Annotated in this window: 22 protein-coding genes; 9 read left to right on the forward strand and 13 right to left on the reverse strand. The window is 62.4% G+C overall.

Translation table 11 applies throughout. From position 1 onward, the window contains the following. The first annotated feature begins 19 nt into the window (after nucleotides 1–19). Together AABM52_RS12190 and AABM52_RS12195 are read left to right on the forward strand one after the other, a co-directional pair. Entirely contained in the window at nucleotides 20–1,240 is a 1,221-nt protein-coding gene (locus AABM52_RS12190; protein WP_347911987.1) for a helix-turn-helix domain-containing protein, read from the forward strand. A 35-nt stretch (nucleotides 1,241–1,275) separates the two neighbouring features. Next, the gene (locus AABM52_RS12195) at nucleotides 1,276–1,908 is read left to right on the forward strand and encodes a PQQ-binding-like beta-propeller repeat protein (RefSeq protein ID WP_347911988.1); all 633 of its coding nucleotides are present in this window, start codon (nucleotides 1,276–1,278) and stop codon (nucleotides 1,906–1,908) included. 493 nt (nucleotides 1,909–2,401) lie between these two features. On the opposite strand, the gene AABM52_RS12200 is transcribed toward AABM52_RS12195, so the two are convergent. Further along, nucleotides 2,402–3,262, reverse strand: coding sequence for a CAP domain-containing protein (locus AABM52_RS12200; RefSeq protein ID WP_347911989.1), 861 nt, complete (start codon nucleotides 3,260–3,262; stop codon nucleotides 2,402–2,404). Nucleotides 3,263–3,445: 183 nt separating this feature from the next. Here AABM52_RS12200 and AABM52_RS12205 point away from each other — a divergent pair, with 183 nt between their 5' ends. Further along, the gene (locus AABM52_RS12205; RefSeq protein WP_347911991.1) at nucleotides 3,446–3,805 is read left to right on the forward strand and encodes a hypothetical protein; all 360 of its coding nucleotides are present in this window, start codon (nucleotides 3,446–3,448) and stop codon (nucleotides 3,803–3,805) included. Here AABM52_RS12205 and AABM52_RS12210 read toward each other — a convergent pair. The 3 genes from AABM52_RS12210 to AABM52_RS12220 form a co-directional block, all read right to left on the reverse strand. Continuing rightward, nucleotides 3,802–4,467, reverse strand: a complete 666-nt coding sequence (locus tag AABM52_RS12210) for a MarR family transcriptional regulator (RefSeq protein ID WP_347911992.1) — start codon at nucleotides 4,465–4,467, stop codon at nucleotides 3,802–3,804. The genes AABM52_RS12205 and AABM52_RS12210 overlap by 4 nt on opposite strands. A 19-nt stretch (nucleotides 4,468–4,486) precedes the next feature. Beyond that, nucleotides 4,487–5,116: a hypothetical protein gene (locus AABM52_RS12215; protein WP_347911993.1), complete on the reverse strand. Its 630-nt coding sequence runs from the start codon at nucleotides 5,114–5,116 to the stop codon at nucleotides 4,487–4,489. A 122-nt stretch (nucleotides 5,117–5,238) separates the two neighbouring features. Next, the gene (locus AABM52_RS12220; RefSeq protein WP_347911994.1) at nucleotides 5,239–6,027 is read right to left on the reverse strand and encodes an alpha/beta fold hydrolase; all 789 of its coding nucleotides are present in this window, start codon (nucleotides 6,025–6,027) and stop codon (nucleotides 5,239–5,241) included. 125 nt (nucleotides 6,028–6,152) lie between these two features. Between AABM52_RS12220 and AABM52_RS12225 the strand changes: the two genes are divergently transcribed. Beyond that, entirely contained in the window at nucleotides 6,153–7,097 is a 945-nt protein-coding gene (locus AABM52_RS12225) for an aldo/keto reductase (RefSeq protein ID WP_347911995.1), read from the forward strand. A gap of 123 nt (nucleotides 7,098–7,220) precedes the next feature. Continuing rightward, a complete protein-coding gene (locus AABM52_RS12230; protein ID WP_056727305.1) occupies nucleotides 7,221–7,874 on the forward strand; it encodes a peroxiredoxin in 654 nt (217 codons plus the stop codon). A 142-nt stretch (nucleotides 7,875–8,016) separates the two neighbouring features. On the opposite strand, the gene yghX is transcribed toward AABM52_RS12230, so the two are convergent. The 6 genes from yghX to AABM52_RS12260 all read right to left on the reverse strand — a co-directional run bounded on the left by yghX (nucleotide 8,017) and on the right by AABM52_RS12260 (nucleotide 15,153). After that, entirely contained in the window at nucleotides 8,017–8,904 is an 888-nt protein-coding gene (gene yghX / locus AABM52_RS12235) for a YghX family hydrolase (RefSeq protein WP_347911996.1), read from the reverse strand. A 54-nt stretch (nucleotides 8,905–8,958) separates the two neighbouring features. Then, nucleotides 8,959–9,360 (reverse strand): heme-binding protein, encoded by a 402-nt coding sequence (locus AABM52_RS12240; RefSeq protein WP_347911997.1) that lies wholly within the window; start codon nucleotides 9,358–9,360, stop codon nucleotides 8,959–8,961. 19 nt (nucleotides 9,361–9,379) lie between these two features. Next, a complete protein-coding gene (glcF, locus tag AABM52_RS12245) occupies nucleotides 9,380–10,597 on the reverse strand; it encodes a glycolate oxidase subunit GlcF (protein WP_347911998.1) in 1,218 nt (405 codons plus the stop codon). A 2-nt stretch (nucleotides 10,598–10,599) separates the two neighbouring features. Continuing rightward, nucleotides 10,600–11,664, reverse strand: coding sequence for a glycolate oxidase subunit GlcE (gene glcE, locus AABM52_RS12250; RefSeq protein WP_347911999.1), 1,065 nt, complete (start codon nucleotides 11,662–11,664; stop codon nucleotides 10,600–10,602). Then, complete coding sequence (gene glcD, locus AABM52_RS12255) at nucleotides 11,664–13,163, reverse strand: glycolate oxidase subunit GlcD (protein WP_347912000.1); 1,500 nt, start codon at nucleotides 13,161–13,163, stop codon at nucleotides 11,664–11,666. Before glcD ends, glcE begins: the two co-directional genes overlap by 1 nt. A 226-nt stretch (nucleotides 13,164–13,389) precedes the next feature. Further along, nucleotides 13,390–15,153 (reverse strand): L-lactate permease, encoded by a 1,764-nt coding sequence (locus tag AABM52_RS12260; protein ID WP_347912001.1) that lies wholly within the window; start codon nucleotides 15,151–15,153, stop codon nucleotides 13,390–13,392. Between the two features lie 180 nt (nucleotides 15,154–15,333). On the opposite strand from AABM52_RS12260, the gene AABM52_RS12265 reads away from it, so the two are divergent. After that, nucleotides 15,334–15,570 (forward strand): hypothetical protein, encoded by a 237-nt coding sequence (locus AABM52_RS12265; protein WP_347912002.1) that lies wholly within the window; start codon nucleotides 15,334–15,336, stop codon nucleotides 15,568–15,570. 38 nt (nucleotides 15,571–15,608) lie between these two features. Here AABM52_RS12265 and AABM52_RS12270 read toward each other — a convergent pair whose 3' ends face one another. Then, nucleotides 15,609–15,869: a hypothetical protein gene (locus AABM52_RS12270; protein ID WP_347912004.1), complete on the reverse strand. Its 261-nt coding sequence runs from the start codon at nucleotides 15,867–15,869 to the stop codon at nucleotides 15,609–15,611. Nucleotides 15,870–16,201: 332 nt separating this feature from the next. Here AABM52_RS12270 and AABM52_RS12275 point away from each other — a divergent pair, with 332 nt between their 5' ends. Further along, a complete protein-coding gene (locus tag AABM52_RS12275) occupies nucleotides 16,202–17,266 on the forward strand; it encodes a hypothetical protein (protein WP_347912005.1) in 1,065 nt (354 codons plus the stop codon). Between the two features lie 17 nt (nucleotides 17,267–17,283). Further along, complete coding sequence (locus tag AABM52_RS12280) at nucleotides 17,284–17,637, forward strand: DUF1428 domain-containing protein (RefSeq protein WP_347912006.1); 354 nt, start codon at nucleotides 17,284–17,286, stop codon at nucleotides 17,635–17,637. Nucleotides 17,638–17,650: 13 nt separating this feature from the next. Here the strand turns inward: AABM52_RS12280 and AABM52_RS12285 are convergent, their stop codons facing one another. Then, entirely contained in the window at nucleotides 17,651–17,845 is a 195-nt protein-coding gene (locus AABM52_RS12285; RefSeq protein ID WP_056727280.1) for a hypothetical protein, read from the reverse strand. Nucleotides 17,846–17,967: 122 nt separating this feature from the next. Here AABM52_RS12285 and thpR point away from each other — a divergent pair, with 122 nt between their 5' ends. Then, nucleotides 17,968–18,516 carry an RNA 2',3'-cyclic phosphodiesterase gene (gene thpR, locus AABM52_RS12290; protein ID WP_347912007.1) on the forward strand — a complete coding sequence of 183 codons (549 nt, stop codon included), beginning with the start codon at nucleotides 17,968–17,970 and terminating at the stop codon, nucleotides 18,514–18,516. Nucleotides 18,517–18,775: 259 nt separating this feature from the next. Here thpR and AABM52_RS12295 read toward each other — a convergent pair whose 3' ends face one another. Then, nucleotides 18,776–19,873 carry a polyamine ABC transporter substrate-binding protein gene (locus AABM52_RS12295; RefSeq protein ID WP_347912008.1) on the reverse strand — a complete coding sequence of 366 codons (1,098 nt, stop codon included), beginning with the start codon at nucleotides 19,871–19,873 and terminating at the stop codon, nucleotides 18,776–18,778. Between the last annotated feature and the right edge of the window lie 84 nt (nucleotides 19,874–19,957).

Raw genomic sequence — 19,957 nt, forward strand, 5'->3', positions numbered from 1 at the left:
CAAGCGTGGCGGGATTTCGATGGACTCGATGATCGCGGCCGCCGCACAGGCGCTGGCGGCGGGCAATCCGCTGGGCGCACTGGACCGCGTGGCCTTGCGCGACGACGCACCGGCACTGGCCCTGCGCGGTATCGCTATGGCGCAACTGGGCGATCTGTTGCGGGCCAGGGCGCTGGTCAAGCGTGCGCAACGGGCCTTTGCACCCAGGGAAGTACTGGCCCGGGCGCGCTGTGTGGTGGCCGAGGCCGAAATTGCCCTGGCTTCCCGGGAGCTCGGCTGGCCGGTCAAGGCGCTCGAAACGGCGCGGGTCACCCTTGAACACCACGGTGACCGGGTCAATGCCGCCCATGCGCGTTATCTGCAAATCCGCCGTTTGCTGCTGATCGGGCAGCTCGACGAGGCGCAGCAGCTATTGGCTGAACTCGACCCCAACCCGTTGCCGCCAGCCTTGCGCGCAACCCATGAACTGGTGCTGGCGGGGATCGCCATTCGCCGCCTGCAATCGCACGAAGCGCGGGAGGCTTTGAACAGGGCCGGGCAGGCTGCCGGTCAAACCGGGATTGCCGCGCTGATGGCTGAGGTGGAACACGCTGCGCATCTGCTGGATGCCCCAGCGGCACGCCTGATTGCCCAGGGTGAAGCACGGCCGTTGTTGCTCGATGACGTTGAAGCGTTGTTCTGTTCAACGTCACTGGTGGTGGATGCCTGCCGGTACGTTGTGCACGGCTGTGGCATGTCGGTGCCGCTGGCGACGCGGCCGATCCTGTTCGTGCTCGCCCGTGCGTTGGCCGAGGCCTGGCCCGTCGATGTTGCGCGGGAAGTGCTGATCGCCCGGGCATTCCGTCTGAAGCTTTCGGATGAATCCCATCGCGCCCGGCTTCGCGTGGAAATCGGCAGGCTGCGCAAGGCGCTCAAGCCGTTGGCCGACGTCATCGCGACGGCCCGCGGTTATGCCCTGCAATCGTCGGTGTGCACGGAGGTGGTGGTGCTGGCGCAACCGGTCGAGGAGAAATTTGCCGGGGTATTGGCCTGCCTCGCCGATGGCGAGTCGTGGTCCAGTTCCGCCCTGGCACTGGCGCTGGGTACCAGCCAGCGCACGGTGCAACGGGCGCTCGATACATTGGCGGAGCAGGGCAAGGTGCAGTGGTTTGGCCGTGGTCGCGCACGGCGCTGGATGACGCCGCCCGTGCCGGGATTCGCGACGACCTTGTTACTCCCGGCACCGCTGCCCGGTGGCTAGGATGAACGCCACCAACCCCCATCGAGGAATGCCAGATGAAACACGCAACTGCTGAAATCATTCGTGAATATGGCCCGTTTACCGATGTCGACCACGTGTGCGGCGTCACCTGGGACGGCGAAAAGGTCTGGTTCGCAAGTAACAGCAAAATCAACGCCCTGGACCCGGAAAGCGGCAAGGTGCTGAGCTCAATCGATGTCGCTGCCCATGCCGGCACCGCGTTTGACGGAGAACACCTGTTCCAGATCGCCGAAGACCGCATCCACAAGATCGACCCCCGCAGCGGCCGTATCCTCTCGACCATTCCTGCCCCCGGCGCAGGCACCGATTCGGGGCTGACCTGGGCCGAAGGGACGTTGTGGGTGGGCCAGTACCGCGAACGCAAGATTCACCAGATTGACCCCGAGACCGGCAAGATCCTGCGCACCATCGAGTCCAACCGTTTCGTCACCGGCGTGACCTGGGTGGACGGTGCGCTGTGGCACGGTACGTGGGAAGGCGATGAAAGCGAGCTGCGCCGGATCGATCCGCAATCGGGCAAAGTGCTGCAGAGCCTGACAATGCCCGAAGGCGTGGGCGTGTCGGGGCTCGAGTCCGATGGCGGCGAGCGGTTGTTCTGCGGTGGCGGCGATAGCGGCAAGGTGAGGGTGGTGCGCCGGCCTTCGTGAGGCGCGTGGGAGCGGTGTGTCAGGCAGCATCAATGATGTCTGGCACACCGCCTTCGCGAGTAAGCCCGCTCCCACAAAGGCAACTGCCTTGGCGAAACTCATCCATTACAGTCATTTGCGTACCGATAGTATTTTTCCGTCCTGCCATGTTTTCTGCTGGTCGAAATCGGTCTAAAAGCCTGGTTGGCAATCGCTCCTGTTTTGCTATCCTCAAACCTGTAGGTGAAGACGCAGACTGATGCGCAAAAGGATAGCAAGGAGACGTGGGGCGCGTTCCGAAGGGTACACGGTTAGAAAGATCCCCGCGCTGGGATCCAGCCCTTATGCCGTGTGAAGCAGAAGAGTTCCATTACAGTTTTACGGCTCTTTTGTGGGAGGCCTGATAAACCTTGTAAGCCGGAGACCAGCGCCGGCCACCTACTTGTTACATTCACCCACGAAGCCCGCTCAGTGCGGGCTTTTTAATGCCCGCAAGGTGGGTCCGGCCGGCGGCTCAAGGCGCGCCAAACAGCATCGTCCAGTAAACACCGTTGTCGCTGCGCGCGTTGGCGGCGTACGCGGCGCCGACCTGGGTGAACATCGGGTTCATCAGGTTGGCGCAGTGCCCGGGGCTCGCGAGCCAGCCGGCCATGGCCTTGCTGGGGGAACCTTGTCCGGCGGCGATGTTTTCACCGATCTGCCGGCCACGGTAGCCGGCGGCCTTGGCGCGGTCATAGGGCATGTCTCCGTCGGGGTCCTGGTGGGCGAAATAGTTACCGTAGGCCATATCCTTGCTGTGGTTTTGTGCTGCGGAGCCCAAGGCTGTACTCCAGGACAGCGGCCGCGCGGCGGCGAACCGCTGGCGACCGCACAGGCGCGGCTTGGCCCGGGCTGCATTGACCTGCGCCAGCAACGCCTGTGCGGCACTGCGTGGATCGCCGGTTTTCCCGTCGAGTACCGGCTTGGCGAGTACCACTTGCCACTCACTCCCGGCGCGGCTGACGCCGATGTCGGCGTATTGGGTGTCGAGCAGCGCGGCGCAGTGCTCGTCCTGGAACATGTCGAAGGCTTCTTCGGCGTCCCGTGCACCCACCACGCGGATGGACCGCACCATGGTGGCCTGATAGCCGGAAGCCTTTAATCGGTCCCGCAATCCACCGCCATAGCCAACGGGCAGGGCCAGGTTCGACTTGAATGTCAGGGGGGATAAGCGTTGCGTCGGCCGCCGGTCGCAGCGTTGCGGATGGGCGCGATAGTCGTTGATGGCGTCTGCCAGTTGCCGTTGCCCATCGGCTTGGGCGGGGCTTGCAAAAACCGGGAGCAGGGAAAACAGGCACAGCGAAGAAAAGCGCAAGGCAACGACAGTTTGGCGCATGGACGGACAACTCTGATGAGATGACGACGAAGAAAGAGGGGAAAAGCGCTGGGCTATGACTGGCGCCTTGGAACAAGGTTCACGGCGGGCACCTGTCTATTTTCGGGCGAAGCCATGAGTCCGACGAAGGGTGTCGGCAGGTCTGTATGATGGGACTTTTTCGCCCCAGACAAGGATCAATCCATGGGTTTGAGCAAACGCGATCAGGCGCACATCGAGCGGCGCCTGGTCGCCACCCTGACCGAAGCGTGCGAGACGGCCAAAGCGGAAATCGTCGGGTTTCAGTGGTTGACCCATATCGCCGACTACGCCCTGTTTCCGGCCAGCCTCAAGGTGGTTTGGGTTTTCGATACCCAGGTCAACAGGGAGCAGGCGCTGGCCAAAGGGCAGGGCGAACGCATGGTCGAATTCACCGCCATTGCCTTGGGTGAGGCGCAGATTCAGCTCAGCCCGGTGGCGGCCCATGTGCTGTTCGATTCTGAAGAAGCCTGCCAGCGCGACAACGCCGGAAACTGGCAGCAACGGCTGTCACGCAAGCGTTAGGCTGGCCGATCGGTATCGGCTGGAGCAGCGTCAGTCGCGACGTCCGGAGTTTCACTCGGACGCAGCCTGAAGCGACAGACATGCCCGCCGCGTACCATGCACTCGCTGTGCTCGACTTCACCGCCGCCCAACGCGCCGATCAAGGCCAGGTCCAGTTCGCAGACCACCGGATGCTCGGCGGCCAGCCGATGGAACACGCAGTTATGCGCGACGATTTCCGGTGTGTCGCCTGAGCGGAAAAATACCTCGGCTTCGTAGCCCGCCTGGTTCATGTGCTGGACGATCCTGGCTTCATCCACGACCTGTTGCTCACGGTCCAAAGCCAGTTTGCGGCCCATGCTGCGCATCAGTGAAGTCAGGGCTTCAGGACCGATGATGCCCGCCACTTCATCAATCAATACGCTGGCCAGTAGCTGATAGTGGCGAGGGAACTGCTCCCGCGCGTGGTCGGTGAGCCGATACAGCTGCTCCGGACGACGGCCCGTCGGACGGGTGTCGCCGCGCAGCACCAGACCGTCACGCTCCAGCGCCGCCAGGTGTTGGCGGATCGCCGTGCGCGTGATGGCCAGGTGTTCAGCCAACTCGTCAATGCTCATGCCGCCCCCATGGTGCAGCAGTGCATTGAGCAGGTCCTGCTGTGTTCGGCCCAGTCCTTCCAGCATGGTGTGCCCTCGCGCGATATCAGAACTTGTCCGGGAATTGCTTGACCAGCGCGCCGGTCAAGGCGTCGGCCAGGGCCAGGATGTGCGTGCGCATCATCGTCCAGGTGCGGGCTTCGCCGGCGTAATCGTGCGCGGCAAACTCATCGATCTGGGCTACGTGGTGACCGCCATGGGCCGACAACATGTTGACCAGTGTGGCTTCAGGCAGATTGGGGTTGGCGGTGGCCAGAAACGCCGCAATCGCCTTGGCATTGCCGGTCAACTCGGTGACGGCGGCCTGCTTGCCTTTCGCGTCTTTGGCGACCGTGGCGTCACTGTAGTGTTTCACCGCGCCCCAATGGCCGGCAAGCAGCTTGAGCAGTTGATCCGCCGCCGGTTGGCCGTAGAGCGGGGCGATGCTGTTGGCGATTTTGGTGGCGTTGTCGACCACCTGGTCCGCCGCGACTTTGGCTTGCTTTTTGTCGGCGGATTGATTGGCCAGCGCGTAGTTTCTGATCCAGAAAATGTGTTCGACCCAAAGGTCACGCTCGGCCAGGCGCGTGGTCAGCGCGGGGCTGTCGGCAGCGGTAGGAGAGGCGGCAGGCGTCTGGCTCCAGACCGGTTGCGCACACAAAGCCAGCAGGAGCAAAGCCAGGGTTTTGATATTCATGACGGCACCCTCTGAGAATGGAAACGTTCGACAATATCAATATAGGCATAAAAATATGTTTTTATTGGGCGTGGACGTAATCTCGGACCAATGGTCGTCACAGGTAGGTTCTACTTTGCTGGCTACAACCCATCCCCCAGCGCCTTTAAGTATTCAGGGCTTTCGCCGATCGAGTTATGCCCCGTCCCCGGTATCACCTGCAGTGACGCCACGCCTTTGGCTAAGTGTGTGTACAAACGTTCAGTACTCGAACGCGGAATCACCTCGTCATGCTCCGCCGCGATCAACAATGTCGGCACCGTGATGCGGGCGGCGTACTGCCAGGACGGGTACTTGTCCTTCAACAACCAGCGCACCGGAAACCAGCGGAACTGACGGGCGGCGAGCCCTTCGAGGCTGTTGTAGGGCGTGATCAGCACCAGTCGCGCGGCCGGGCGTTCGCTGGCCAGGCGCACGGCCACCCCCGAGCCCAGGCTGCGGCCGACCACCGCCACATGCGGATGGCTGACATGTACCTGGTCGAACAACGTTATCGCGTCGCGGGCAATGGCCTCTTCGGAAGGCGAGCCGGAACTCCCGCCATAACCCCGGTAATGCAGCAGGTACAGGGCGTATTCAGGGAACGCTTGGGTGAACTCGGGCAGGTTGCGCGAGACGTCTTCGGCATTGCCGCCGAAATAGATCAGCGCATTCGGGCCATCGTGAGGACGGACGGAGACCAGCACCTGTGCGTCGGCGACCGGCAGGGTGAGCAGCGTTGCGGCTGTCCCGACGGTGCGCGGTTGCGGGTAATAGATCAGCGCCCGTTGAAACACGAACAGCGCGACGCACAGCGCCAGGTACAGCGCAGCGACGATGACAACGAGTAACACCAGGGTGCGTGACATTCGACTAACGTTAGTGGGCGGCATGACTGCTCGGGGTTTGAAAGTGGCTGGCGCAAGGCTTTTTGAGTGTAGTCAATCGACCCTTGGCGCGGGTTATCCGGGTTGTCGGCGCAAGGGGCCGGACCCGAACGACTGGTGAGAAGCGTTTTATGAGCCATCCTGAGGGTTACACCCGTAGAGAAATACTCACGCTGGCTGCCGGTGCTTCGGCGGTCTTCACCTTCGGTCCGGTGGGTGCACAACCCGAGCCGTCGACGGGAACAGGAGGCAAGACCATGCAGACCCGCGCCATTCCCTCCAGCAACGAGTCCTTGCCGATCGTAGGGTTGGGCACTTACCGCGGATTCGATGTCGAGCCGTCGCAACCGGCCTACAAGGACTTGCCCGCGGTGCTGGATGCGTTGTTCGACAAGGGTGGCAAGCTGATCGACAGCTCGCCGATGTACGGTCGCGCTGAACAGACCATCGGCGAACTGCTGTCGATCCATGAGCCGCGCTCGCCGGCCTTCCTGGCCACCAAAGTGTGGACACGGGGCCGCGAAGAAGGCATCGCGCAGATGGAACAGTCCTTCGCGCTGTTGCAGACCGACCGGATCGACCTGATGCAGATCCACAACCTGCTGGACTGGCAGACGCACCTGCCGACCCTGCGCCACTGGAAGGAAGCAGGACGCATCCGCTACATCGGCATCACCCATTACACGGCGTCTGCCTATGAAGAAGTGGAAGCGGTTCTCAAGGCCGAGCCAGTGGATTTCTTGCAGATCAACTACGCCCTGGATGATCGCGGCGCAGAGAAACGCCTGCTGCCGTTATGCCGCGAGCGGGGGGTGGCGGTGATCTGCAACCGGCCGTTTGGCGGTGGCGGCTTGCTGGCCAAACTGAAAGACAAACCTCTGCCAGGCTGGGCGGCGCAAGTCGGGGTCAAGAGCTGGCCGCAACTGGCGCTCAAGTTCCTGCTGTCACATTCGGCGGTGACCTGCGTGATTCCCGGCACCGGTAACCCGCGCTACATGGCGGAAAATTCCCGGGCCGGTTTCGGCCCGATGCTGACCGATGCCCAGCGTCAACAACTGATTGCGCTGTTGGGCTAGCGACGAGTTCAACCCGTTGCGGCGAGTCGTCGAACCTCTCCTATACTGATTCGCGTCCATGCCGTTGAAAGCGCATTCGTGGGCCTGACGGCGTCCCTGTCCATCACTGCAAGGAGATCGAACATGGCTATCCGCATTGGCGACGAAGCACCGGATTTTACTGCCGACACCACCGAAGGCACCCTCAACTTTCACCAATGGATCGGCGATGGCTGGGCCATCCTGTTTTCCCATCCCAAGGATTTCACCCCGGTGTGCACCACTGAACTGGGTTACCTGGCCAAACTCAAGCCGGAATTCGACAAGCGCAACACCAAGGTCCTCGGTCTCAGCGTCGACCCGGTCAGTGACCATAACCGCTGGGTCGGTGACATCGCCGAGACCCAGGGCACGGCGGTCAACTATCCGCTGATCGGCGACGAAAACCTGGTGGTGGCCAAGCTCTACGACATGATCCACCCCAATGCCAGCGGCGGCGCGCGCACGGCGGTGGACAACGCCACGGTGCGTTCGGTGTTCATTGTCGGCCCGGACAAGAAGGTCAAGGCCATGCTGATCTACCCGATGAGCGCCGGGCGCAATTTCGATGAAGTGCTGCGTCTGCTCGATTCTCTGCAACTCAATGCCAAACACACCGTCGCCACACCGGTTAACTGGCGGCCAGGTGAAGACGTGATCATCCCGACCTCGGTGTCTGACGAAGACGCGAAGAAGAAATACCCGGATGGCTTCAAGACCCTGAAGCCGTATCTGCGGACTGTGGCTCAGCCGAAGTAGTTGCCAGTAGTGATGCCGCCATCGCGAGCAAGCTCTCTCCCACATTGGATCTCTGTCGTACACAGCTCTTGTGTTCGCTGGAGATCCCTGTGGGAGCGAGCTTGCTCGCGATGAGGCCGGAATTGCTGGCCTCAATTTCTGGTCAAACCAGATACTTTTTAAACCACCCCAACGTCCGCTCCCACGCCAGCTTCGCCGCCGCCTCGTCATAACGCGGCGTGGAGTCGTTGTGGAAACCATGATTGCAGCCCGGATAAATGTAGGCCTCATAGGTCTTGCCCCCGGCCTTCAACGCTTTCTCATAGGCCGGCCAGCCTTCGTTGATCCGCGTATCCAGTTCGCCGTAGTGCAGCATCACCGGGGCCTTGATCCGGGGCACTTCCTCGGCTGCCGGCTGGCGGCCATAAAACGACACGGCGGCCCCCAGTTCCGGATAGGCCACGGCCGCGGCATTGGTCACGCCACCGCCGTAGCAGAACCCGGTGATGCCGACTTTTCCAGTGGCGGCAGGGTGTTTCATCATCCACTCGACGGCGGCGAAAAAGTCGTTCATGAGCTTTTCCGGGTTGACCGTGGCTTGAAGCTCGCGGCCCTTGTCGTCGTTGCCGGGATAGCCGCCGACCGAACTCAGGCCATCCGGGGCCAGGGCGATGAAACCGGCCTTGGCCAGACGCCGGGCCACGTCTTCGATGTAGGGGTTGAGCCCACGGTTTTCGTGCACGACCACCACTGCCGGCACTTTGCCGGTGGCCTTGGCCGGACGCACCAGATAACCGCGAACCTGGCCGTGGCCCTTGGGCGACGGGTAGGTGATGTACTCGGCAACAATGTCCGGATCGGTGAACTCGACCTGCTCGGCCAGCGCATAGTTTGGGCTTAGCGCGGCGAGCAGGGCCCCAGCGGTCAAGCCGCCGAAGGTAAACAGCGCCGCACGGTCGAGAAATTCCCGGCGGTTGATCTTGCCGTGGGCGTAGTAGTCGTACAGTTCCAGCAGTTGCGGGGAAAAGTCTTTGGCAGTGAGGCGGGTCATCGCTGCAACTCCTCTCGGCTGGTTTAACAGGGGGTAAATGGTGATGCCAAAATCTCATTTCAGGCACTGCGCCCCAGCCTTCGCCACTTGCGCATCCTGCCCGGGCTTGACGCCCGACACGCCGATGGCACCAATCACCTGCCCATCGAAAACAATCGGCACGCCACCCTCCAGCGAAGTCAGCAAGGGTGCTGACAGGAACGCGTAGCGCCCGGCGTTGACCATGTCCTCATAGCTTTTCGATTCGCGCCGCCCGAGGGCCGAGGTGCGCGCCTTTTCGGTGGCGATGTAGGCACTGCCGGGCGCGCAGCCGTCGAGGCGTTCGAGGGCCAGGGGGTGGCCGCCGTCATCGACCACCACTATGGTCACGGCCCATTGATTGGCCTGTGCCTCGGCGCGAGCGGCAGCGAGGATCTGGCCGACTTCGGCCTGGCTCAGGACGGCTTTGCTGTTCATGGGCATCTCCAGGGTTCGGTTAAGACAGGGCGGCTTCGACCAGTTCGATCCAGTGCCGCACCGGGGTTCGGCCCGCGCCGTCGAGGTGCGACTGGCAACCGATGTTGGCCGTGACAATGACCTCGGGATGGCCGCTTTCCAGGGCGTTGAGCTTGTTGTCGCGCAGTTGTCGCGACAGTTCGGGCTGGGTCAGCGAATAGGTGCCCGCCGAACCGCAGCACAGGTGTCCGTCGGGAACGGCCGTCAGGTTGAAACCGAGTCCGGTCAGCAGCGCTTCCACGGCACCACCGAGTTTCTGCCCGTGCTGCAAGGTGCAGGGGCAATGGAAAGCCAGACGTTGCGAGGTGTGGATGCCGAGCTTTTCCAGCGGCTCGTCGCGCAACACCTCCACCAGGTCCCGGGCCAGCGCACTGACCTTTTTCGCCTTGTCGGCATAGGCCGGGTCGCTGGCGAGCAGGTGGCCGTAATCCTTGATGAAGGCGCCGCACCCGCTGGCCGTCTGCACAATCGCCTCGGCGCCTTTTTCGATGCCCGGCCACCACGCGTCGATGTTGCGCCGGGCGCGATCGAGGCCGGCGGCCTGGGCGTCCAGATGGTAGTCCACGGCGCCGCAGCAACCGGCTTCGCGGCTCGCGATGACGCTGATCCCCAACCGGTCCAGCACCCGCGCCGCCGCGGCATTGGTGTTGGGTGACAGGCTGGGCTGCACGCAACCTTCGAGCATCAGTACCTGACGCTCACGCAGGGTAATGGGTCGCGGCTTGGCCGGGTAGACATTGCGCGGCAACTTGCTTTGCAGGGTGCCGGGCAGCAGCGCACGGAACACCTGACCGCTTTTGACCAAGTTTTTAAACAAGTCCGGATGTGGCACGGTCTGCCGCAGCCCCTCGCGCAACAGGCGCTGACCGAGGGGGCGAGGCACCGCCGCATCCACCACCGCGCGACCGATGTCCAGCAGGTTGTGATAATCGACGCCCGACGGGCAGGTGGTTTCGCAGTTGCGGCACGACAGGCAGCGGTCCAGGTGCTGTTGGGTCTTTTGCGTGACGTCGTTGCCTTCCAGCACCTGCTTGATCAGGTAGATGCGGCCCCGTGGCCCGTCCAGTTCATCGCCGAGCAATTGATAGGTCGGGCACGTGGCATTGCAGAAGCCGCAGTGCACGCAGGTGCGCAGGATGCTTTCGGCTTCCGCGGCGCGGGGCAAATGGCTGGCGCGTTCACTCAAGGTCGTCTGCATGGTCAAAGCTCCGCGTACAGGCGTCCGGGGTTGAAGATGCCCCGTGGATCGAGTTGTTGTTTGAGGTTGCGGTGATAACGCATCAGCGCCGGGGGCAGTGGGTGGAAGGGGCTGTCGGTCAGGCCGTGGCTGAAGCAGGTGACATGGCCGCCGACCTCGTCGACGACCTTGCGGATGTACGCTGCTTCGGCATCGGATTTCAGCCAGCGCTGGGCGCCGCCCCAGTCGATCAACTGGCGCCCCGGCAGCGCCAGGAGCGGCGTGTTGTTTGGCAGTGACAGGCGCCAAAGCGGTTGGTCTTCATCGAAGAAACTCAAGCGCTGTTCGTTGAGATCGCCCCACCAGCAAGCCTCCAGCCGTTCACCCCCGAGGCGCTCATGGGCCGCCGCTACCGAACCTTCACCGCCCTCAAGCCGCAGGTGCAGGCGTGAACCGTCGTGACAGGCCGCGCTGATCGGCAACGGCTGCTGGCCCCATTCCGCCAGGCGCAACAAGGCCCGTTCGGCGTCCATTTCCAGGCTGATACTTAAGGCTTGCCGGGGTTTTGGCAGCACTTTGAGCGAGACTTCGGTGATCAGCCCGAGGTTGCCGTAACTGCCGGTCATCAGGCGCGACAGGTCGTAGCCGGCGACGTTTTTCATCACCTCGCCACCGAAGCGCAAAAGCTTGCCTTGCCCTGTGATGACCCGCGTGCCGAGCACGAAATCCCGCACCGAACCGACCCATGGGCGCCGTGGCCCGGACAGCCCGCAGGCGATCATGCCGCCGACGGTGGCGCCGTCGCCGAAGGACGGTGGCTCGCAGGGCAGCATCTGTTGCGCGGCGTCCAGCACCTGCGCCAGCTGCGACAACGGTGTTCCGCAACGGGCAGTGATCACCAGTTCAGTCGGGTCGTAACTGACGATGCCCCGGTGCGAGCGGGTATCGAGAATTTCCCCGGCCGTGGTACGCCCGAGGAAGGCCTTGCTGTTGGAACCCTGGATGCGCAACGGCGTGGCGTTTTCCAGCGCCTGATTGACCTGTTCCAGCAGCGACTGGCTGTCATCGAAATCTTCAGGGCCACGCATCAGAAACGCTCCAGCTCAGGGAAGGGCAATTGACCGCCATGTATGTGCATGGCGCCGAATTCGGCGCAGCGGTGCAGGGTCGGAATGTTCTTGCCGGGGTTGAGCAGGCCGCGGGGGTCGAAGGCCGCCTTGACGGCATGGAACAGGGTCAGCTCGTCGCTGTTGAACTGCGCGCACATCTGGTTGATCTTCTCGCGGCCCACGCCGTGTTCACCGGTGATGCTGCCGCCGACTTTCACGCACAACTCCAGAATCTTGCCGCCCAGAGCTTCGGCTCGATCAAGTTCACCGGGTTGATTGGCGTCGAACAGGATCAGCGGGTGCATGTTGCCGTCGCCGGCATGGAACACGTTGGCTACCCGCAGGCCGTATTCCTTCGAGAGTTCGGCGATGGCATGCAACACGCCGGGCAGTTCGCGGCGGGGGATGGTGCCGTCCATGCAGTAGTAATCCGAGGAGAGGCGGCCCACCGCCGGGAAGGCATTCTTGCGCCCGGCCCAGAAAAGCACGCGCTCGGCTTCGTCTTTGGCCTGGCGCAACTCGATGGCGCCGGCCTGTTGCAGCACCTGGCGCACCCGCTCGCAGTCATCAGCGACATCGGCTTCAACGCCATCGAGTTCGCACAGCAGAATGGCCTGGGCATCGACCGGATAACCGGCGTGGATGAAGTCCTCGGCGGCACGGATGGCCAGGTTGTCCATCATTTCCAGGCCACCGGGGATGATGCCGGCGGCAATGATGTCGCCGACGGCGCGCCCGGCTTTTTCCACGGAATCGAACGCCGCCAGCAGCACTTTGGCGGTCTGCGGTTTGGGCAGCAGCTTGACCGTGACCTCGGTGATCACCCCGAGCAGGCCTTCGGACCCGGTGAACAGCGCCAGCAGGTCGAAACCGGGGGCGTCGAGGGCGTTGGAGCCCAGGCTCAGGTGCTCGCCGTCGACGGTGAGGATGTCGACCTTGAGCACGTTGTGCACGGTCAGGCCGTACTTGAGGCAGTGCACGCCACCGGCATTTTCCGCGACGTTGCCGCCGATGGAGCAGGCGATTTGCGAGGACGGATCCGGCGCGTAATACAGGCCGAAGGGTGCCGCCGCCTGGGAGATCGCCAGATTGCGTACGCCGGGCTGAACCCGTGCAGTACGGGCGGCGGGATCGATGTGCAGGATGTTGTTGAAGCGCGCCATCACCAGCAGCACGCCTTTCTCCAGGGGCAGCGCACCGCCGGACAAACCGGTGCCCGCGCCACGGGCCACGACGGGGACGTGCAGTTCATGGCAGACCCGCAGCACCCCCTGGACTTCCTCGATGTATCGGGGCAGCACCACCAGCATCGGCGTGGTGCGATAGGCCGACAGTCCGTCGCATTCGTAGGGCTTGAGTTCCTCGCGCTGATGCAGGACTTCCAGATTCGGCAAGCGGGTGTGCAGGGCCTGCAACAGCGCCTGTTTGTCGACGTCGGGGAGGGCGCCGTCAACGCGTTCATCGTAGAGAATGTTCATCGCTTCATGACTCCCGCTGGAGGCCACTGACCTTCATCATTGGCCCGTCAGGCTCCGCTGTCCATGGGATCGTTGTCTGCTCGACGTACCACCGTCCACTGTGGGAGCGAGCTTGCTCGCGATAGCGGCAGACCATTCGACATCTATGTTGAATGACACTCCGCCATCGCGAGCAAGCTCGCTCCCACAGGAATCAGGTATACGCAGAATTACGCTGGTGTTTGATTCAATGCCCACCCACCACCATATGGCTGAACGGTGCGACGTAGGCCTGCAGCGTCACCAGGCCGCCGACCAGGATCGCCAGCACAATCGAGTGGAAGAACACATAGCGCAGGATTTCCCCTTCATGGCCGTACCAGCGGGTGGCGGTGGAGGCGACCACGATCGACTGGGCGTCGACCATCTTGCCCATGACCCCGCCGGAACTGTTGGCGGCGGCCATCAACACCGGGCTGATGCCCAACTGCTCGGATGTCACCCGTTGCAAGCCGCCGAACAGCACGTTGGACGCGGTGTCCGAGCCGGTCAATGCCACGCCGAGCCAGCCGAGCAGAGTGCCGAACATCGGGTAGAAAATGCCCGTCGCGGCGAAGGCCAGGCCCATGGTCGCATCCAGTCCCGAGTAGCGCGTGAGAAAGCCCAGGGCGAGCATCGCCGCAATAGTGATCAGCGAGTAGCGCACCACCCACAGGGTGCGCAGGTATTGGCGAATCAGTTGCGGGATCGAGTAGCCCATCAGCAGGCCGCCGACAATCGCCGCCAGCAGAATGCCGCTACCGGTGGCGGTGAACCAGGTGAACTTGTACACCGCTTCTTCGGGTTTCGGCGCCGCCACCACCGGCGGGACTTTTACCACCTGCAAGTGCAGGGTGCTGAAGGTCAAGACCGGCGCAAACACCGGGTTCGCCTCGCGCATCGGCTTGCCTTGCGGATCGAGCTTGGCGGCACTGGTTTGCGGATCGATGGCGGGGCGGGTGTCGAAGGTGTTCTTGAAGCCCTGGGTGCCCCAGATGAACACGAAGACCGTCAGGATGATCCATGGCATCCACGCCCGCATCACCGCCGGTTTTGCCTCGTTGGCAAAGGTTGCAGTGGGTACGGGCTTTTCGTCGTGCTCGGCGTCGATCTTCGAGTTGTCGACCCGGCCGGACAGGGCGGCGGACGTGTGTACGGTGGCCGGTTTCCACACCCTGAGGAAACCGGTCAGGCAGGCCATGGAAATCAGTGCGGCGATCACGTCCACCAGCATCGGCCCGTGATAATTGGACACCAGGAACTGCGGCACGGCAAAGCTGACCCCGGCCACCAGGATCGCCGGCCAGATTTCCAGCATCTTGCGCCAGCCTGCAAAAGCCCAGATCAACCAGAACGGCACCAGCACCGAAAAGAACGGCAACTGCCGGCCGACCATCATCGACAATTCCATTTCATCCAGCCCGGTGACCTTGGCCAGGGTGATGATTGGCGTGCCGAGGGCGCCGAACGCCACGGGGGCGGTGTTGGCGATCAGCGCCAGCCCCGAGGCGGCGAGCGGCGAGAAACCCAACCCGATCAGAATCGCCCCGGTCACCGCCACCGGCGTACCGAAACCGGCCGCGCCTTCGAAAAACGCCCCGAAGCAGAAGGCGATCAGCAGCAATTGCAGACGCCGGTCATCGGTGATGCGCGCCAGGGAGTCTTGCAACACCTTAAACGAACCGTTCTCGGTGGTCAGGCGGTGCAGGAAGATGATGTTCAACACGATCCAGCCAATCGGCAGCAGGCCGTTGGCCGCACCGAACAACGCCGCCGAACCTGCCATGTTCGCCGGCATGCCGAAGGCGAAGATCGCGATCAGCAAGGCCGAGGCCAGGGCGAGCAACGCGGCCAGGTGCGCCTTGACATGAAAAAACGCGAGGGACGCCAGCATCACCACCACCGGTACGGCGGCCATGAGCGTTGAAAGCACCGGGTTACCGAATGGATCGTAGACTTGCTGCCAGACCATGTTCCACCTCTGCATTTTATTGTTGGACGTGCAGATCCCCTGGGGGGAGGTGGTTTTCAGTATAGGTGGCATTGCGCCGCTGTCAGGGCAGGCCCTCCGGTCCAGTGGGTCGGCGCAGTTCCGGGGGCTGAGCTAGCATGGCCAGTAGGGTTTGAATTCAGTCAGGGGAGCAATGCCGTCATGACCGAGCGCCATATGGAGCACAAGGAAACGCTATCGAACGGATGCAACATCAAAGTCACAGCCGAGATATTGAAAGACGGTTCGTTGGGCATGTTCATCGGCATCTATCGGCCGGACGGCACGGCCATCGATGAAAACCACGACCCACGCCCGCATCTGCTGGACATGGAAGCGGCGATGGATTGGGGGATCGATATTGCGAAGGGGATCGGCAACAGCCAGCGAACGTTGTGAGCGGTTGCCGTCCGTGCCCGGGCGACCGGCGGTCGCTGTCAGAACCCGAACGAACGGGCCGAGCCTTTTGCCAGTTCGACATCCAGCAGATGCTCGACCAGCACGTCATTCAAAAAACGGAACTGATCATTGAGCCCGACCACTTCGTTGCTGAAGTGATGATCGGCTGCCGGGATCAGCAACGCCTCGAAATTTTTGTCGAACATCAGAGTCAACTCTTTACGTGACTCGAATTCCTGAGCGTAGAAATTGTTGCCGAACACCGGAAAACGTACGGCGAAGGTGACAGTGTGAATCATGATGTTAGCTCCTCGCTCAGGACGTACCAGGCAAACACACCCAATGTGAACGCCGTCAGGGCCAGGCAGGTCAGCAGATGGATCAGCATGAGATTCCCCTCCGATTCAGGGTTTCGTGTTGGCTTGGGATCAATCCTACGCTGACGGCGTTCAAGCGGAAGGCAATCGCGGCGATGGTGAATATCGACGCAAGTGATGGTGGTTTTTGTGCTGTTGATGCGGGCCCCATCGCGAGCAGGCTCGCTCCCACAGGGTCACCGCAACCTATACTTAAACCGAGGGTTTCGAGTGTCGGGCATTTCGCCCGGTGCACACTGCAGGAAGTCGCAATCTTGAGCCTGCGTTCGCTGATCGTCGCCGTGCTGGTGGTGTTGGCAGGCTGCGCCACGCCGCCGCGTGCGCCGGTGGAAGTGGCGCCGGTCAACGTTTCAGCGAGCACCTGGCAACAAGTGGACGGGGAGATCGTCGCTGCGTCGCAGTCGGCCACCGATCAGACCCGAATCTACTCCCGCGGTGCCATGGATTACTGGCGCACCCGGGTCTATGAATTGACCGAACAGAACTTCATTCCATGGTTCAGCAGTTACTGGACCCAGGAATGGCTGTCGATGAAGGTCAGCTGGTACACCATCAGCGCCAAGGGCGAGCAGGACGCAGCGGAAAAACGTCTGGCGACCTACCTGCTCGAAGCCTATCAGGAGAAGGTGCTGGTCCCGGTGGCGCAGGAAGTCGATCCCGATTCGATTCTCAGACTGTCAGTGGCGTTCTACGTCGACATCCTCAAGGAAGAACTGCAGAAGATCTCAACCCGCCACGGCGTGCCGATGGCCCAGCTCAACGGGCGCATCCAGAAAATCCCGGCCATCGCCCTCGGGCCGCCGCCGGCGCGGAACGCCTCGTTGTACCAGATCGTGCACACCGAACCGCTGAACACCTTGCCGGCCTACGCCGCGCTGATAGACAAAGTCCACAAGGCCGGCGGCGACAAGGGGGTGGGTTCGACCGACACCGCGATGGCGCCGGTGGCCAGGCGCGCCAGCCGGCGGATGGAAGCCGAGATGGCCCCGCGCGGAGCCGCCAGCGCCGTAGCCGCGGCCGCCGGGAAACTTGCCGGGGGCTTGATCACTGTAGGGGTGGCGGGCATTCGCGCACTGATTCAGGCCAATGACCGGCCCGACAGCGAAGCGCTGATCCGCAGCAGCCTGGGCAATACCTTCGACAAGGCCTGGCTCAAGCTGGTGCAGAACCCGACCAGCGGCGTCATGGCCGGCACGCTTTACGTGGCGGGGCAGATCGAAGGCAACCTGGCGGATCGCACTGCACCGCCGGTCGGTTTGAGCGCCGGGACTGTCGATTTGACGCCAGCGCAACCGACTACCCAGCAGAACACCCCATGACCCAAGGATAAATACTCATGTCTTATGTCGATGGTTTTATCGCTGCCGTACCCACCGCCAACCGTGAGCAATACCTCCAGCACGCCAAAATCGCCGCCTCGGTCTTCAAGGAAAACGGTGCCTTGAGCGTGGTCGAATGCTGGGGCGAGGATGTCCCGGAAGGCAAGGTCACCTCGTTCCCCATGTCGGTGAAGCTCAAGCAAGACGAAACCGTCGCCTTTGGCTGGATCGTCTGGCCGGACAAGGCCACCCGCAATGCCGGGATGGACAAGATGATGCAGGACCCGCGCATGAAGCCGGACGTCAATCCGATGCCCTTCGATGGTCAACGCATGGTCTACGGTGGGTTCGAAGTACTGCTCCAGGCCTGACGTGGCAGCGGGATCACTCCGGCGTCGGGGTGATCCTGCAACTCTTGCGCTGGCGGATCTCGTCGTCTGTCGGCCGCTCGCGGATGAACTCGAAGCGCGGCTCACCTTCGCTGTAATGCACCAGCCAGCCCCATTCCAGCTTGAGTTCATCCTGGCCGGGCTCGGGCGGTCTGGCCCACCATGGTTCCTTGCTGATGATCTGTCGCATGGCCCCCTCCGTTTTTTCGCGATGCTAAAACTATAACGCGCGTGCCCCACGATGCCAGAAATGCGCTGGCCGGTACGCGGGTGTTGAGTACACTCAAGCAGTCTTCCCAAGAGGTGCCCGGCATGAGCGACGAATCCCGCGAGCCGTTCAAGCGTCTGTTCTTTGCGCTGAACTGCGCCCCGGCCCAGCGCCGGGAGATAGCGCAGTGGCGCAGTGCGCTGCAACTGCGCAACGGACGGCCGGTGCCGGCGGAAAACTTTCACCTGACGCTGAAATTTTTGGGGGCGGTGGGCGTGGCGCAGATTGCCGAGATCTTCACCGCAGCGGCGTCGATTCGTACACCGGGCGAACGCCTGACGGTGGTGCTGGACCGGCTGGACGTGTGGCGCAGGGCAGGGGCGCTGGTACTCGCGCCAGAGCAGGCGCCCCCGGCATTGTTGCGCCTGGTGTATGCCCTGGAACAGGCGATGTTGCCGTTCGGCCTGGAGCAGGCCCCAAAGGAATACCGTCCGCACCTGACCCTGGCGCGGGACTATCGGGCGCCGGTGCCGGAGTCCGCAACGGCGCCGGAGTTCTTCCTGCGGGCCGACCGGTTCACCCTTTTCGAATCCCACAAGGGGCGCTATCGGGCACTGGCCGAATGGCCGCTGCTTGATTTTGACCGCTCATAAAAAAAGCGCCCGAGGGCGCCGAAATTCACCTGAACCGAGGGAGCCAGGTGAGGCCGTTCTACTTGCAGGAGAGGCAGCGGTGGTAAGGCGCTGCGTGAACGGAAATGGGTAAAGCTCAAATGTGTGCTGGCTGTTCTGGCCTCATCGCGAGCAAGCTCGCTCCCACAGGTACGGCATGTACCTTGAAGTTAGCACTATCCCTGTGGGAGCGAGCTTGCTCGCGATGGCAATGTCAGACTCAGCAGATCAATTGAGTGAATTACTGGCCCAGCTTCACCTTGGTCCAGCCACGGGTCATGATCCGCTGTACGGCAATCGGCTGGTCCGGCACGGCATAGAGCGTGGCCATCACCGCTTCCGGCGGGTAGGAGCCCGGATCGTTGCGGATCGCCTCATCGACCAGTGGCGTAGCCGCCGCGTTGGCGTTGCTGTAGCCGATGCTGTTGGTGATATCGGCAATCACGTCGGGGCGCATCAGGAAGTTCATGAACAGGTACGCATTCTCGACGTTGGCGGCATCGCGGGGGATGGCGAGCATGTCGTAGAAACTGGCGGCGCCTTCTTTCGGGATGCTGTAGTTGATCTTCACCTTGTCCCCGGCTTCCTGGGCGCGGGCCTTGGCCTGCAGCACGTCGCCGGAGTAACCGACGGCCACGCAGATGTTGCCGTTGGCCAGGTCGGAGATGTATTTCGATGAATGGAAGTACGCCACGTTCGGGCGAATCTTCATGAACAGCGCCTCGGCTTCGGCGATGTGCTGTTTGTTCTGATCGTTCACCGGGTAACCCAGGTAATGCAGGGCGGTCGGGATCATTTCAGTCGGCGAATCGAGGAAACTGATGCCGCAGGCTTTGAGCTTCTCGGCGTTTTCCGGTTTGAACAGCAGGTCCCAGGAGTTGGTCGGGGCATTGGCGCCGAGCACTTCCTTGACCTTCTGCGGGTTGAAGCCGATGCCGATCGAGCCCCACATGTACGGGATGGCGTGGGCGTTATCGGGATCGCTCGCGGAGGCGTTTTTCAGCAGCACCGGGTTGAGGTTTTTCCAGTTCGACAGCTTCGACTTGTCCAGTTCCTGATAGACGCCGGCCTTGATCTGCTTGGCCAGGAAGCTGTTGGACGGCACGACGATGTCGTAGCCGGATTTGCCCGCCAGCAGGCGTGCCTCAAGGGTTTCGTTGCTGTCGAAGACATCGTAGGTCACCTGGATGCCAGTCTCGTCCTCGAACTTCTTGACGGTATCCGGGCCAATGTAATCCGACCAGTTATAGACGCGCAGAACCTTGTCATTGGCCTGGGCGCCAGTGGCGATTGCGCCCAATAAGGACAGTGTCAGCAGAGTCCTGCCAAACATTTTCATCGGTACAACTCCATTTCTTTTTATACAAAACACAAAACCTGTGGCGAGCGAGCTTTTGTGGCGAGGGGGCTTGCCCCCGTTGGG

The sequence above is a fragment of the Pseudomonas grandcourensis genome (assembly GCF_039909015.1).
In the GTDB taxonomy this organism is placed as follows: domain Bacteria; phylum Pseudomonadota; class Gammaproteobacteria; order Pseudomonadales; family Pseudomonadaceae; genus Aquipseudomonas; species Aquipseudomonas grandcourensis.